The following is a 14,663-nucleotide window of genomic DNA, read 5'->3' on the forward strand; positions in this document are numbered from 1 at the left end:
AGGCGCAGGTGATCGAACGTGTCAGACGACGTCGGCGGTGCGGGCGCGCCACCAGCCGAGGCCGCCCAGCACCACGGTCCAGAGGAGCAGGAGCAGCGGGGCCGCCGGCCACGTCATCTCGAGTGTCACGTCCTCGGGCATCGACACCGCGGAGAACAGCACGTACCAGGTCACCTGCGCCGGCAGGTACGACGCGATCGCGCCGAGACCGAGACCGTGCAGGACGACCGAGACCATCAGCTCCCCGAACGGCACCCACGCGCAGATCGCGAGCACACTGCCCGTCGTCGACCGTGTGAGCAGACCCAGCCCCGCTCCGATGAGCGACCACATCAGCGCGCAGAACAGACCGATGCCCATCACCTTTGCGACCGATCCGAGGTCGGCACCGTCGAAGCCCCCACCGAACAACACGAGCGTCGCGGCCGCCGCGACTTCCGTGACGATGCAGTACAGCAGCCCGATCACGGCGACGGTCGCGAACTTCACGCCGACGACCCGGTCGCGTCCCCGCGCGGTGAGGAAGGTCGTCACGATCGTTCGGTGCGCGAACTCGCTGCCCGTCGCCACCGCGCCGAAGATCGCGGCGAACAGGAACACCAGCGACAACGAGAGGGAGATGCCGACCGCGGCGGCGACGGCCTCGGCGAAACCGTCACCGAAGCCGAGTTCGAGTTGCCGCGCGACCGGCAGCGTCAGCGCCCCGCAGAACAGTCCCACCAGCAGCGGTGCGATGCCGAGGATCCACCAGTAGCGCAGGCTCAGGACCTTGCGGAACTCGGCGGTGAGAAGCGCGGTCATGCGGTGGGACCTCCTTGCCCGGTCGGCGGTCGGTTCGGCTGTCCCCACTGCGACTGCGGGTACTGCTGTGCGGTCGGGTACTGCTGATACTGCTGGCCGTTCGGATACGGCTGGGCCTGCGGGTGCTGCTGGGCACTCGGGTACTGCGGGCCCTGCGGATACTGCCCGCCCGGCGGATGGTGGGCTCCGTGCCCCGGATACTGCGCGACCGGCGCGGCCGCGTAGCGACCGGCCGTCATCGCCAGGTAGACCTGCTCGAGATCGACGTGCTCGACACTCGTCCCGAACAGCGTCACCTCCGCGGTCGCGGCGATCTCGGCGATGCGGTCGGAAGTCACGCCGACGACCGCGAGCCGTCCGTCCTGCTGCACCTGCGCGTCGGTGTGCCCGGCCGCGGCGAGTGCGGTCGCGAGGCGGGCCGGGTCGGAGGCCGCGGCGAACACCCGCGAGCGGTAGGCGTCGCGCAGATCGGTCATCGAGGTCTCCGCGACCAGGTGACCGTTCGCGATGATCACGAGGCGGTCGGCCATCTGCTCGATCTCCCGCAGGATGTGGCTCGAGATCAGCACGGTCCCGCCGTTGGCGGCGAATGCGCGGAGGAAGTCGCGCAGCCAGGCCATGCCCTCGGGGTCGAGTCCGTTCGCCGGTTCGTCGAGCACGAGATAACGCGGTTGTCCGAGCAGGGCCGTCGCCAGGGCGAGTCGCTGCCGCATGCCGAGGGAGAACTCGCCGATGCGACGCCGCGCGACCGACCCCAGGCCGACGAGGTCGAGCATCTGCCTCGCCCGTTCGTCGGGCACGCCGATCGCGGCACAGTAGATCTGCAGGTGTGTCAGCGCCCGGTGTTTGGGGTGGGCGCTGCGCGCGTCGAGCACCGCTCCGACGACCTGTGCAGGCTGCTGCAGGGAGGTGAACGGCACGCCGTCGACGAAGGCGTTCCCGGCGCTCGGCCGGACGAGGCCGAGCATCATGCCGAGGGTGGTGGTCTTGCCCGATCCGTTGGGTCCGAGGAAGCCGGTGATCGAGCCCGGCGGCACCGTGAACCACAGATTCGATACGGCCGTGTGGTCACCGAACGTCCTGTTCAGGCCGTGGACGGCGATCCCTGCGCCCGGTGCCCCCGGTGCCCCCGGTGCCCCCGAGGGCACCCGGGGATCGGGTGTGCCGTACGGCGGTTGCGTTGACGGTGCTGTCACGGATTCGGACCCCCGCGTCGTCGAGATATGGGTGCGGCTGGTGCCGCGGTCGCCGTGAGCTTACGGGTCAGTCGAGGAAGGGCAGGACGGCGTCGAGGAATTCGCGGGGCGCGTCGAGCTGAGGACAGTGCCCGGCATCGGGGATGATCACCACCCGTCTCCGGCCGCCGGCCTGCACCCGTCGTGCGGCGTGAGCGGGCGTCAACCGGTCTTGTGCACCCCACACCAGCAGGGCCGGCATGTCGAGGGCGTGCACCATCTCCGGGATCGGCAGTCGGCCGAGCTCACCGATCGCGTGCCGGCCCACGGTCAGCAGCGTGTCGACCTGCTCGCGGGTCGCGTAGTTCGCCGCGAACGCCGTGCGCGCCGCCCGGTCGAAGGTGCCGCGCCGGTGCACGGCGGCCCGCGCGTACAGGGCACCCATGGCCTGCTGCATCACCGGAGCGGGCAGCAGGCGCGACAGTTCGACCGGCATGCGTGCACCCTGCGTCCACCACCGGGGGATCCCGGCGAGACCCGGCATGTCGGCGAGCACCACGCGGTCGACCCGGGACGGGTGGACCGACGCGAACACCAGTGCGGTGACCGCACCGAGCGAGTTCCCGACCAGCGACACCGGTTCGGGAACGTCGTCGACGAGGTCGGCCAGGACGTCGACATAGTGGTCGAGCACGGGGGTCTCCCAGTGCTGCGCGCTACGTCCGAAACCGGGCAGGTCGACCGCGAGCACCCGGTGCCGTTCGGCGATCGCCGGCGCGACCTTGCACCACGTACCGCCGTGATCGGAGAAGCCGTGCAGCAGAACGACGGTGCGTGGTCCCGCACCGGACTCCCGTACGAACACCTTCCCGTCGGCCGGCACGGTCAGTCCTTCGGGACCGGAACACCGGTGTCGAGCGCCGGTGCCTCTCCGCTCGCCGGGAGGACGGGACGTGCGACGGGCCACGCGGCCGGCGGTGGACCGAAGGCGTCGCGGGCGTTCTGGATCGTGCGCTTGCCCAGCGCACGGTTGCCGACGCCACCGATCGCGGCGCCGATACCAGCGGGGACGAGCTTGCCGATCAGCAGCGGACTGCGCTTGGCGAAGTACCGGCGGATGAATTTCTTGACCAGGGAATTGTTCAGCGTCTTCAGCTGGGTGCCGCCCGCGCCGGTGGTCAGCGCCTTGGGCCAGTTGCGCAGCGACGCGCCGGTCGCGGTCGCGACGATCTCCCGGCCGGCGTCACCGAGGGAGACGGCGAGCACCAGCGCGCGGCGCTGCTCGTGGTTGTGGGGTTCGATCCCGTGCACCGATGCGATGGCCAGGGTGAGCAGCGCGGACGCCTCGAAGAAGAAGGCCGTCTCGGCGCCGACCGCGCCGATGGCCGCGAGTGTCCCGATGCCGGGGAAGGCTGCGGTTGCGCCCGCCGCGGACCCGCTGCCGGTGACGGTCAGCAGGAACTGGTTCTCGAGCCGCTCGATGATCTGCGCCGGGGACTCGTCGGGGTGCGAGCGCCGCATGAGATCGACGTACTTGGCCACCGCAGGGCCCTGCAGCCTCGCGCCGTTGTCCAGCATCTTGACGATAAAGGCCTCTGCGACGCCTGCCTTGTTGCTCATCGTGCCCCTGTTCTCCGGTGCTCTTGTCTTCCGGACTGCTCTCACTACGCTGGTGCCATGACCGGGTCCGCAGTCGGTGAGTCTGACGGCGCCAGGCGGCGTCCGACACCCCTGCTGACACCCTACGTACGGTCGTACGAGGGGTATCGGCTCGACGGTTTCCCGTCGGGGACCCATCTGGGTATGCCCTCTCCGGAGGTCACCGTAATCCTCACGATCTCCGAACCCGTCGAACTCTCGCGGGGCGACGGACGGTGCCCGGAACGTTTCGACGCGCTCGCCGGAGGGTTGTCGACGCAACCGGTGCCCATCGTCCACCACGGCCGGCAGCACGGGATCCAACTCGCGCTCACCCCCGCGGGTGCGCGCGCCCTGCTGGGTGTGCCCGCCGCCGCGCTCGGGCCGTGGGCCGTCGATCTCGAGGACGTCATCGGCGCCGACGGCCGGGAGTTGTTCGACCGGATCTCCGCGGTCGAATCGTGGGACGAGCGGTTCGCCGTCCTCGACCGGATTCTCACCCGCCGCCTGGTCGCCGCACGGTCGACGAGTCCGGACGGGCACCTCGTCCACGCCTGGCACCTGCTCGTGACGGACCCGGCTCGCCCGGTCCGCGCTGTTGCGGACGAACTCGGATGGAGCAGGCGACACCTCGCGAACCGGTGCGCCGCCGAGTTCGGACTGTCCCCGAAGGACGTGGCCCGGGTGGCGCGCTTCGACCGGTCGCGACGGATGCTGCGGGCCGACCCCGGCCGCCGCCTCGCCGATGTCGCCGCCGAGTGCGGCTTCTACGACCAGGCGCATCTCGCCCGCGACTGGCGCGATCTGGCGGGCGTCCCGCCGTCGCGGTGGCTCGAGGACGAGGTGTTCCCATTCGTCCAAGACGACCGGGAGGTTCCGGGCCGACACTCGGAGACATGACGAACACAACGAATTCCACGCAGCAGTCGACCACCCTCACACCCACCGTCGACACGGTGTGGCCGTGCTTCGCCTACACCGACGCCCGGGGCGCGATCCGTTTCCTCGTGGACACCCTCGGGTTCGCCGAAGCGGAGGTCTACGGGGAAGGGGATCGCGTCGACCACGCAGCCCTGCTCTGGCCGCACGGCGGAGGGGTCATGCTCGGCTCGACCGGTCGCGGGTCGCCGCTCGACCAGCACGCCGACAGGGGCGCCGCCTATCTCGTGCTTCCCGACGACGTCACCGTCGATGCCCTGTACGAGAGGGTGCTCGCCTCGGCGCAGGCGGAGGACCCGGCGGTCCGCGCGACCGTGACCGTCGAACTCCGCGACGAGGACTACGGATCGCACGGGTTCACCTGCCGGGACCCGCACGGTGTGTACTGGACGATCGGCACCTACCGGCCCCGCCGGCCGTAGGAACCGTCGCAGGGGGGTCAGCGTCGCAGGGGATCAGCGGGCGACCGTGCCGTGCCCTTCGGGGACCACCTCGCTCGGACGCGGCGGGGGCGGCGGTGTGCCGTCCCCGAACGGCCGCCCGCCGAGCGCCTCACGGCCGTGCGGATCGAGCCAGTTCGACAGGTCCGGTCCCTTCGGCACGATGCCCGTGGGATTGACGTCGGTGTGCACGAGGTAGTAGTGCTGCTTGATCTGAACGAAGTCGATGGTGTCGCCGAAGCCGGGTGTCTGGAACAGATCGCGCGCGTAGGCCCACAGCGCCGGAAAGTCCGCCAGCCGGTTCCGGTTGCACTTGAAGTGCCCGTGGTAGACGGGATCGAACCGGACGAGCGTGGTGAACAGGCGCACGTCGGCCTCGGTGATGGTCTCGCCCACGAGATAGCGCTGCGCCCCGAGGCGTTCCTCGAGCCAGTCGAGGCGGGCGAAGAGACGGTCGAAGGCCTTGTCGTAGGACTCCTGCGAACCGGCGAAACCGCACCGGTACACGCCGTTGTTGACGTCCTGGTAGACGAGCTCGGCCACCTCGTCGATCTCGCCTCGTAGCTCCTCGGGATACAGATCCGGGGCGCCCTCGCGGTGGAACTGCGTCCACTCGGTGGAGAAGTCGAGGGTGATCTGCGGATAGTCGTTCGTCACGACCTGCCCGGTGGGCACGTCGACGACGGCCGGGACGGTGATGCCGCGGTCGTATCCGGGGAATCGCGCGAAGTACGCGTCCTGCAGTCGCGGGATGCCGAGGACGGGGTCGACCCCGCCCGGGTCGAGATCGAACGTCCAGCTGCGCTCGTCGTGCGTCGGGCCGCACAGTCCCAGCGACAGAGCGTCCTCGAGACCGAGCAGCCGCCGCACGATGAGGGTGCGGTTGGCCCACGGGCACGCCCGGGCGGCGACGAGCCGGTACCGCCCCGACTCGACGGGATAGCCGTCGCGCCCGTCCGCGGTGATGCGGGTTCGGATGTAGTTGGTGTCGCGGGCGAACTCCGCACCCGGCTCGACGTACTTGTTCTCGGTCACCTACGCATCCTTCCGTGCACACTCGTCACTTCCCGGGTGGAACCCGAACCGTCACGAGGGTTCCCCAGATGTCGTATCCCGACACCGCCGCGACCGTCCGGGCACCGCGGTTGTCGCGGCGCATGCGGGCCAGCGGGACGAGTCCGGCGTCGAGCGCGTCGTGGGTCGCCAGCGTCGCGACCGTCGAGGCGAGCCCGAGCCGGCGCGCCGGCGGTGTCGTCAGCACCCGCACATCGGCCAGCAACGACCCGAGTTCGCTGTAGGCCGCGCCGGCGAGGGGACGGTGATCGTCGTCGAGCAATACGAACACGCGCGACGGCCCGGTCGGCGACAGTTCGGCCTCGGTGACGTCGTCGGGCGGGCAGCACCGCAGCAGTTCGGCGAGGTCCTCGGGGTCGTCGGAGATGAGCGGGTTCTCGACGCGTGTCGCGTCGATCCAGTCGGTGCACAGGGCGAGGATCTCCGTGCGACCCGCGTGGCCTGCGACGACGAGCTCGGCGTTCGGGGCATCGATCTCGGCCGGGTCGGGTTCGGCCGCGAGGCGGGAGACCGCGGCGTCGGGTCCGACGATCGCGGTGGCGCGCCCCACGGCGAGCAGCCGGACGTCGCGGAACGAGTCGTCGACACGCGTCACGCACCCGGGTTCGACGAGGGCGCCGTCGGGTAGGCCCAGTGCACGACACCACGCGAGGGCGGCGATGCTCGAGATGTGCGGGTCCACCCCGCTACCGTAGACCGCCGACGAGGGGAGAGGTCCGGTGAGCGACGACAGCGGGGTGGACACGCGCGAACGCGGGTCCGATGTGGCGGTGGAGATGTCCGACGGTGCCCGCTGGGCGGCGTTGGGCGCTCTGTGCCTGGGCTTCTTCATGATCCTGGTGGACAGCACGATCGTCGCCGTCGCCAACCCGGCGATCATGCGGACCTTCGGGGCCGACATCGCCGCCGTCGTGTGGGTCACGAGCGCCTATCTGCTCGCCTACGCGGTGCCGCTGCTCGTGACGGGCCGCCTCGGCGACCGCTTCGGTCAGCGCCGGGTCTACCTCTGCGGGCTGGTGCTGTTCACGATTGCGTCGTTGTGGTGCGGTTTCTCGTCGACGATCGAGATGCTCATCGTCGCCCGCGTGTTCCAGGGATTCGGCGCGGCGCTCATGTCGCCGCAGACCATGGCCGTGGTGACCCGGATCTTCCCGCGTGAGCGGCGCGGGACCGCGATGGGCCTGTGGGGCGCCGTGGCCGGGGTCGCGACGCTCGTCGGGCCGCTGGCCGGCGGTGTCCTGGTCGACGGGCTGGGCTGGGAATGGATCTTCTTCGTGAACGTGCCCGTCGGGATCGTCGGGTTCGCGCTCGCAGTGCGGTACGTGCCGGTGCTGCCCACGAGCCCGCACCGGTTCGACGTGCTCGGCATGCTGCTCAGCGGCGCCGGCCTGTTCTGCCTCGTGTTCGGGATCCAGGAGGGCAACTCGTTCGAGTGGACCGCCCGCGTGTGGGTGCTGATCGGGCTGGGCATCGTGTTGCTCGTCGTGTTCGTCGTCCAGCAGTCTCGCAACCGCGGTGAACCGCTCGTACCGCTGTCGCTGTTCCGGGACCGCAACTTCGGGTTGGCGAACATCGGTATCGCGACGATGGGTTTCGCCATCACCGGCGTCATGCTGCCGATCATGTTCTACGCCCAGTCGGTGCGCGGTCTGAGCCCGACCGGCGCCGCGATGCTCATGGTGCCGATGGCGGTCTTCAGTGGTGTGCTCGCGCCGCTCGTGGGCAGGCTCGTCGACCGGGTCCATCCGCGGCTGATCGCCGGTACCGGCTTCTCGCTGCTCACGATCGGGCTGGGTTGGCTCGCGCTGGTGATGACCCCCGACGCGGAGATCTGGCAGTTGCTGCTGCCGATCGCCCTGATCGGGGTGGCGAACGCGGGCATCTGGTCGCCGCTCTCGGCCACCGCGACGAACGGACTCGCACCGAGCCGGGCCGGGGCGGGTTCCGGTGTGTACAACACGACGCGTCAGGTGGGCGCGGTGATGGGGAGTGCCGCTCTCGGTGCGATCATGGCGGCGCGGTTGAGCGCCAACGGTGTCGGCGGGGGAGGAGGGGCGCCGGAGATGGAGACGTCCGGCTCCGTCCTGCCGGAGCCCCTGCACGAACCGTTCGCCGCGGCGATGGCCGAATCGTTGTGGCTTCCCGCCGGCATCCTGCTCATCGGGCTCGTGGCCGCGCTCGCCTTCGACCGTCCCGCGAGCCAGAAGGAACAGCGTGCCGCCGAGGAGCGTTCGGCGGCAGCGAGCGCCTGACGGACGTTCCAGCGACCACCCTGCGGCACCTTCCCCGGTTTTCCGTGACCCGCCGTTTCCTCACATGGCTGTGATCCGCGCCATATAGTGCAGGCACGCACGCCGGGTGGGAGGTGGCATGTCGGTGGCCGTAGTGGAAATTCCTGCAGGGAGTCGTTGGCTCCGGGACGATCGGGTCACTCGCCGCGACAGCGGCATCCTCCAGTACGACTGCCTGGAGCCGTGCATCGCCGAGCTGCTCGATCGGAGTGCGTTGCGTTTCGCGAACCGCGTCGCGGTGGTCGACCGATGCGGCCGCGCACTCACCTACCGCGAACTGTGGGCCGCCGCCGCCCGCGTCGCCGGTGGTCTCCTCGATCAGGGGGTCGGCCCCACCGACCGGGTGGTCGTCTGTCAGCCGAACGGGGTCCGTTGGCTGATCGGGTTCCTGGGCGTGGTCCTTGCCGGAGGTGTTCCGGTGCTCCCCGACCCGAGCTGCAGCCCCGAGGAAACGTCGGAGATCGAGGTCCACAGCGGTGCGGTCCTCACCCTGGACTCCGATCTGCCCGACGGTGTCGCCTTCCTCGACGGAGGTGCGTCACCGGACGAGCTCGCGGTGCTCTACTACGTGCGCGTCGCCGGTGGTGGACTGCGCGGCGTCGAACTGACCAACACCAACGTGCTGTCGACGATCGAGGCCGTCGCCCACGCAATGGATCTCGTCGGCGACGGCGTACGGACCGTGCTGACGGCGCCGCTGTCCACGGCGGTCGGATGCAGCGTCCAGTTGCTGCCCACCCTCGCCTCCGGGGGAACCGTCGTGGTCTCGGGATCCCGCGTGATCCGCGCACCGTGGCGGCACCTCCGCGCAGCCTTCCCCACCTCGCGGTGTGTGCGGGGCTGGGGAGTCGCCGAGACGGGAGGGATCGGTCTGCTGCTGCCCTCGGAACACCGCTCCCGCCATCCCCGCAGTGTCGGAGTGCCGTTCGGAGGGATCGAGATCGCGCTGCTCGGGCCCGATGCCGAACACGGTGTCGGCGAACTGCTCTGTCGCGGACCGAGCGTGGCCCGCCGCTACTGGCGCGATCCGTGCGCCACGGACGAGACGTTCACGGACGACGGCTGGTTCCGCACGGGCGATCAGGTGCGCATCGACGACGAGGGCTTCGTCGATCAGATCGCCGTCCGGGTGTCGTGAACCCTGCAACAGGTTCTCGTCGGGTATACAGCCTGTAACCGGATGAACCGGCATTTTCCGTAGTGGAGAGGTGTGTCCATGTCCGACGTAGTCCTGCTCGAACGACGCGATCGCGTTCTCGTCATCACCATCAACCGGCCCGAGGCGCGCAACGCCGTCAACGCCGCCGTGAGCCACGCGCTCGCCGAGGCGGTCGACCAGCTCGACAGCGACGACTCCCTGTCGGTCGGTGTGCTCACCGGCGCCGGCGGCAACTTCTGCGCGGGCATGGACCTCAAGGCGTTCGTCGCCGGCGAGAACGTGGTCGTGCCCGGTAAGGGTCTCGGCTTCACGGAGGCGCCGCCGCGCAAGCCGCTCATCTCCGCCGTCGAAGGATTCGCCCTCGCCGGCGGAACCGAACTCGTCCTGGCCACCGACCTCGTCGTCGCCGCGAAGGACGCGAAGTTCGGCATCCCGGAGGTCAAGCGCGGCCTCGTCGCCGGTGGCGGTGGCCTGCTGCGCCTGCCGTCGCGCATCCCCTACCAGAAGGCCCTCGAACTCGCCCTCACCGGGGACGCGTTCACCGCCGAGGAAGGCTACGGATACGGTTTCGTCAATCGTCTCACCGAACCCGGTGGGGCACTCGGGGGTGCATTCGAACTGGCCGAGCGCATCACAGCGAACGGACCGCTCGCCGTGGCGGCGACCAAGGAGATCATCGTCCGCTCGGCCGATTGGTCGAGCGACGAAGCATTCGCGAAGCAGATGGAGATCATGGCGCCCGTGTTCACCTCGGAGGACGCGCGTGAAGGCGCCACCGCCTTCGCCGAGAAGCGACCCCCTGTGTGGAAGGGTCGCTGAGCTCCGGTGTGGAAAGGTCGCTGAGCTCCGGTGTGGAAAGGTCGCTGAGCTCCGGTGTGGAAGGGTCGCTGAAAGACCGAACGAGAGATGGCGAGGATCAGGTGACCGACGGATTCGCAGAACTGCACGTGCACATCGAGGGCACGCTCGAACCCGAGCTGATCCTCGCCCTCGCCGAGCGGAACCGCATCGAGTTGCCCTATCGCGATCTCGACGATCTGCGCAGCCGCTACGAGTTCACCGATCTGCAGTCGTTCCTCGACCTGTACTACGCGAACATGGAGGTCCTGCGCACCGCGCAGGACTTCGCCGACCTCGCCCGCGCCTATTTCGCTCGTGCGGCGCGGGCGGGTGTCACCCACGCGGAGTTCTTCTTCGATCCGCAGGCCCACACCTCGCGCGGTGTCCCGCTGCCAGAGGTCGTAGCCGGGCTCTCCGACGCGGTCGCCGGGGCACACCGGGAGTTCGGGGTCGATGCGGCGATGATCGCGTCGATCGTGCGCGATCGCCCCGTGCCCGAAGCGCATGAGGTGTTCGGCGAACTGCTGCGCCTCGGTGCGCCGATCATCGCTCTCGGCCTGGACTCGGCGGAGGTCGGTCACCCGCCGTCACTGTTCGAGGACGTCTTCGCGCGGGCGTGGGCCGAAGGGCTGCACATCACCGCGCACGCGGGGGAGGAGGGACCTCCGGAATATGTTTGGCAGGCGCTCGATCTGCTCGGCGCCGAGCGCATCGACCACGGCATCCGCTCGCTCGAGGATCCCGAACTCGTCGCGCGCCTGGTCGACGAGAGCATTCCCCTCACCGTCTGCCCGTTCTCGAATGTCCGCCTCCGCGTGGTGGATACGCTCGCCGACCATCCGCTGCGCCGCATGCTCGAGGCGGGCCTGTCGGTGAGCGTGCACTCGGACGATCCCGCCTATTTCGGTGGTTACGTCGACGACAACCTTGCAGGGCTGAAGGATCAGCTCGGTCTGACCGATGCCGAACGGGATGTGCTCCGGCGCAATTCGTGGGACGCCGCCTTCCTCTGAGTCCGTCCGGGTGAGTCGGCTCGGGCGTCATTCGCCCAGGACGCGGCGCAGATACGGGTTCGTGAAGGTGCGGTGCGGATCCACGCGGTCGCGCACGGCGAGGAAGTCGTCGAACCGAGGGTAGAGCTCGCGTAGAGCGTCCGCGGTCAGGGAATGGAGCTTGCCCCAGTGCGGGCGTCCCTGCGCGGCGCGCAGGATCGGCTCGACACCGTCGAAGTAGGTCGTGTGGTCGCGCCGATGGTACTGGTGCACGGCCACATAGGCGGTATCGCGGCCCTGCGCCGTGGACAACCAGACATCGTCGCCCTGCGCGAACCGCACCTCCACCGGAAAACCGACACGAACGTCCGTGCGCTGCAGCCACGCATCGATCTCGCGCAGAACCGCTGGAAGGTGCTCGGCGGGGAGCGCGTACTCCATCTCCCGGAACCGCACCCGGCGGGTGGAGGCGAACACCCGGTAACTGCGGTCGACGAAGGTGCGCGGAGACAACGCCCGTGACGCGACCCGGTTCAGCGCCGGGATGGTGGCGGGAACCCGCGTCCCGACCTGCTGGAGGAGTGCGAAGGCGCCGTTGGAGAGCAGTTCGTCGTCGAGGAGGGTGCGCACCCGCCCGACCGGCTGCACCGGTGCCTCACCGGGGAGGCGGGTGTTGCGTTTGACGAGCACGCCGTCGGTGTGCGGGAACCAGTAGAACTCGAAATGGTCGCCACCGCTTCGCAGTTCGTCGAGGGCATCGAGTGTCGTGCGGAGCGACGAGGGGGCTTCCTCCGCGCGCAGGCGGAATGCGGGGACACAATCGAGCGTCACGGTCGCGAGCACGCCGAGGGCGCCGAGGCCGAGCCGGGCGGCCTCGAACAGGTCGGGCTCGTGCTCGGGGGAGCAGTCGACGATCCGGCCGTCGGCGAGCACGATCGTCGCGCCGCACACGGCTGCCGCCAATCCGCGGAATGTCGCGCCGGTGCCGTGGGTGCCGGTCGAGATCGCGCCGGCGACGGACTGCACGTCGATGTCGCCGAGATTCGGTACGGCGAGGCCCTGTGCCCACAGCAGGTCGCTCAGATCGCGCAGTCGCGTCCCCGCCCGCACGGTGACGCGCGCGCCGGTGGCCGACGGTTCCACCGCGACGAGACCTGACATCCGGTCGAGCGAGATGAGCGTGCCGTCGGTGACGGCCGCGCCGGTGAACGAGTGCCCGGCGCCCACGGCCTTGACATGTTCGCCCTGCTCGGAGGCGCGGACGACGACGCGCGCGAGGTCGTCGGTGCTGCCGGGGGTCTCGAAACGGCGAGGTGCCGCACTCTCGGTGCGAGCCCAATTGTGCCAGGTGGCCATGCCTCATCTTCGACCTGGACAAGCGTCCAAGTCAACACCTGCTCGTGAACCTTTCCCGACCTCTACCATCAGGGTCATGCCGAATCGGTTGCCTGCTGACGAGCGCCGCGCCCAACTCGTGGCAGCAGCACTGGAACTGGCGGAGGGCGGGGGAGTCGGAGCCGTCACGGTCCGCGCCGTCGCCGAGAAGGCCGGAGTGTCACTGGGCGTTGTCCACTACTGTTTCGACAGCAAGGAAGCCCTCGTCGTCGCCATGGCGAACGCCGTCGTCGGCGAACTCGCCGGAGCCATGCACGCGGCCTTCGATGTGCCCGAGGACGCGCAGCAGACCGGCGGCGTCGACTGTCTCCGCTCGATGCTCCACACCGGCCTTCGCTCCATGTGGTCGACGATCGAATCCACGCCGGGGCTGCAGACCCTCACCTACGAGATCACCGCCTACTCGCTCCGGCAGCGCACCGATGGCAGTCCCGCCGGCGGCGACATCGCCGTGGAGCAGTACCGCCTGATGGACAAGCAGGCCCAGTTGTTCCTCGACACCTGCGCCGAGCGGTGCGACGTCGAATGGTCGCTGCCCACTTCGACGCTCGCACGACTGTCGTTGTCCGTGCTCGACGGCGTCGTGCTCCGGTGGCTCGTCGATCGCGACGGCGAGGCGGCCACGGCCGAACTGGGAGTCGTCGCCGACATCATCGCGACCCGTGCCGTAGAACGTTCCTGACCCGACCCGACCTTTTCGAAGGGATCGCCCGTGCTCCGTGCTGCTTCCGTTCACGACGACGCCCTCGACCGGGTGCACGCGGCGACGGCCGACCTCGACCCGCCGTTCGCCGCCGTCGATCTGCCCACCCTGCGGCGCAACGCCGACGACCTGATCCGCCGCGCGAACGGTGTGCCCGTGCGGGTCGCGAGCAAATCGGTGCGCTGTCGTGCCGTCCTCGCCGAGGTCCTCGGCCCGGAACTGACCACCCGCGGCGGTTTTCGCGGCATCATGGCGTACTCGCTACGGGAGGCGCTGTGGCTCGTCGAGCACGGAGCGCGCGACATCCTGATGGGCTACCCCACGGTCGACCGGGCGGCGCTCGGGAAGCTCGCGGTGTCGCCGGACGCGGTGCAGGCGATCACGCTCATGGTCGATTCGGCCGAGCACCTCGACATCATCCGTACGGCTTTGGGGAAGAACACTTTCCGGACGAAGGTCTGCCTGGACATCGATGCGTCGTTGCGGGTGGGTCCGCTCCATCTCGGTGTGCGCCGTTCTCCGCTGCGCGACCCGGAGGCAGCCTCCGGCCTGGCCCGTCGCGCCGACGCCGCCGGATTCGACGTCGTCGGAGTGATGTTCTACGAGGCCCAGATCGCGGGCCTGCCCGACTCGTCGCTGCCGGTACGGCTCGTCAAGGGACTGTCGGCGCGGGATCTCTCCTCGCGCCGCCGCGCCGTGGTGGAGGCCGTGCGTGCGGTCGTGGGTGACCTCGAACTGGTCAACGGTGGCGGAACCGGCTCGCTCGAGGTGACCACCGCCGATCGTGTCGTCACCGAGGCCACCGCGGGATCGGGGCTGTACGTGCCCACCCTGTTCGACGGCTACCGGGCGTTCACCCCGAACCCGTCGATGTTCTTCGCGCTGCCTGCCGTACGCAAACCGTCACCGTCGGTCACGACGTTGTTCGGCGGCGGGTACATCGCGTCCGGCCCGACCGGCGCCTCGCGGGTGCCGCGCCCGGTCCGTCCTGCGGGATTGAAGTTGCTGGGGACGGAAGGTGCCGGCGAGGTGCAGACCCCGGTGCGCGGTCGCGCTGCCGCGTCGATCCCCGTCGGGGGACGGGTGTGGTTCCGCCACGCGAAGGCCGGCGAACTGTGCGAGAGGTTCGACCGGGTGTACCTCGTCGACGAGAACGGACGCACCGAGGTTCCCACCTATCGCGGTGAGGGCGGCTGCTGGTGACCTTCCGGCTCCG

At 69.8% G+C, this 14,663-nt stretch carries 15 protein-coding genes; 8 read left to right on the forward strand and 7 right to left on the reverse strand.

The features are described 5' to 3' along the window. Nucleotides 1–21: 21 nt before the first annotated feature. From RBB84_RS02940 to RBB84_RS02955, 4 genes are all read right to left on the reverse strand, one after another. Nucleotides 22–801, reverse strand: coding sequence for an ABC transporter permease (locus RBB84_RS02940; protein WP_024103462.1), 780 nt, complete (start codon nt 799–801; stop codon nt 22–24). Continuing rightward, a complete protein-coding gene (locus RBB84_RS02945) occupies nt 798–1,949 on the reverse strand; it encodes an ATP-binding cassette domain-containing protein (RefSeq protein WP_064255835.1) in 1,152 nt (383 codons plus the stop codon). The genes RBB84_RS02940 and RBB84_RS02945 overlap by 4 nt, the downstream gene beginning before the upstream one ends. Before the next feature lie 115 nt (nt 1,950–2,064). After that, nucleotides 2,065–2,859 carry an alpha/beta hydrolase gene (locus RBB84_RS02950; RefSeq protein WP_024103464.1) on the reverse strand — a complete coding sequence of 265 codons (795 nt, stop codon included), beginning with the start codon at nt 2,857–2,859 and terminating at the stop codon, nt 2,065–2,067. A gap of 2 nt (nt 2,860–2,861) precedes the next feature. Further along, nucleotides 2,862–3,596, reverse strand: a complete 735-nt coding sequence (locus tag RBB84_RS02955) for a hypothetical protein (RefSeq protein ID WP_064255833.1) — start codon at nt 3,594–3,596, stop codon at nt 2,862–2,864. 57 nt (nt 3,597–3,653) lie between these two features. Here RBB84_RS02955 and RBB84_RS02960 point away from each other — a divergent pair, with 57 nt between their 5' ends. Both RBB84_RS02960 and RBB84_RS02965 read left to right on the forward strand, forming a co-directional pair. Beyond that, a complete protein-coding gene (locus RBB84_RS02960; protein ID WP_064255832.1) occupies nt 3,654–4,514 on the forward strand; it encodes a helix-turn-helix domain-containing protein in 861 nt (286 codons plus the stop codon). Continuing rightward, nucleotides 4,511–4,975: a VOC family protein gene (locus RBB84_RS02965; protein WP_006554329.1), complete on the forward strand. Its 465-nt coding sequence runs from the start codon at nt 4,511–4,513 to the stop codon at nt 4,973–4,975. Before RBB84_RS02960 ends, RBB84_RS02965 begins: the two co-directional genes overlap by 4 nt. Nucleotides 4,976–5,008: 33 nt before the next feature. Here the strand turns inward: RBB84_RS02965 and RBB84_RS02970 are convergent, their stop codons facing one another. Beyond that, nucleotides 5,009–6,028 (reverse strand): glutathione S-transferase C-terminal domain-containing protein, encoded by a 1,020-nt coding sequence (locus tag RBB84_RS02970; RefSeq protein WP_006554330.1) that lies wholly within the window; start codon nt 6,026–6,028, stop codon nt 5,009–5,011. Nucleotides 6,029–6,053: 25 nt separating this feature from the next. Further along, complete coding sequence (locus RBB84_RS02975) at nt 6,054–6,749, reverse strand: hypothetical protein (protein ID WP_024103467.1); 696 nt, start codon at nt 6,747–6,749, stop codon at nt 6,054–6,056. A gap of 94 nt (nt 6,750–6,843) precedes the next feature. Between RBB84_RS02975 and RBB84_RS02980 the strand changes: the two genes are divergently transcribed. The 4 genes from RBB84_RS02980 to RBB84_RS02995 all read left to right on the forward strand — a co-directional run bounded on the left by RBB84_RS02980 (nt 6,844) and on the right by RBB84_RS02995 (nt 11,370). Then, the gene (locus tag RBB84_RS02980) at nt 6,844–8,319 is read left to right on the forward strand and encodes an MFS transporter (protein WP_024103468.1); all 1,476 of its coding nucleotides are present in this window, start codon (nt 6,844–6,846) and stop codon (nt 8,317–8,319) included. A 133-nt stretch (nt 8,320–8,452) separates the two neighbouring features. Continuing rightward, complete coding sequence (locus RBB84_RS02985; protein ID WP_082920986.1) at nt 8,453–9,496, forward strand: AMP-binding protein; 1,044 nt, start codon at nt 8,453–8,455, stop codon at nt 9,494–9,496. 78 nt (nt 9,497–9,574) lie between these two features. Next, nucleotides 9,575–10,336 (forward strand): crotonase/enoyl-CoA hydratase family protein, encoded by a 762-nt coding sequence (locus RBB84_RS02990; RefSeq protein ID WP_064255830.1) that lies wholly within the window; start codon nt 9,575–9,577, stop codon nt 10,334–10,336. A 101-nt stretch (nt 10,337–10,437) separates the two neighbouring features. Continuing rightward, nucleotides 10,438–11,370, forward strand: a complete 933-nt coding sequence (locus RBB84_RS02995) for an adenosine deaminase (RefSeq protein ID WP_064255829.1) — start codon at nt 10,438–10,440, stop codon at nt 11,368–11,370. A gap of 27 nt (nt 11,371–11,397) precedes the next feature. On the opposite strand, the gene RBB84_RS03000 is transcribed toward RBB84_RS02995, so the two are convergent. After that, nucleotides 11,398–12,705 (reverse strand): D-arabinono-1,4-lactone oxidase, encoded by a 1,308-nt coding sequence (locus tag RBB84_RS03000; protein WP_064255828.1) that lies wholly within the window; start codon nt 12,703–12,705, stop codon nt 11,398–11,400. Nucleotides 12,706–12,781: 76 nt separating this feature from the next. Between RBB84_RS03000 and RBB84_RS03005 the strand changes: the two genes are divergently transcribed. Continuing rightward, nucleotides 12,782–13,426, forward strand: a complete 645-nt coding sequence (locus tag RBB84_RS03005; protein WP_064255827.1) for a TetR/AcrR family transcriptional regulator — start codon at nt 12,782–12,784, stop codon at nt 13,424–13,426. A gap of 30 nt (nt 13,427–13,456) precedes the next feature. Then, nucleotides 13,457–14,650: an alanine racemase gene (locus RBB84_RS03010; RefSeq protein ID WP_024103474.1), complete on the forward strand. Its 1,194-nt coding sequence runs from the start codon at nt 13,457–13,459 to the stop codon at nt 14,648–14,650. The last annotated feature ends 13 nt before the right edge of the window (nt 14,651–14,663 follow it).

This window comes from Rhodococcus sp. D-6, from assembly GCF_040256695.1.
In the GTDB taxonomy this organism is placed as follows: Bacteria; Actinomycetota; Actinomycetes; order Mycobacteriales; family Mycobacteriaceae; genus Rhodococcus; species Rhodococcus pyridinivorans.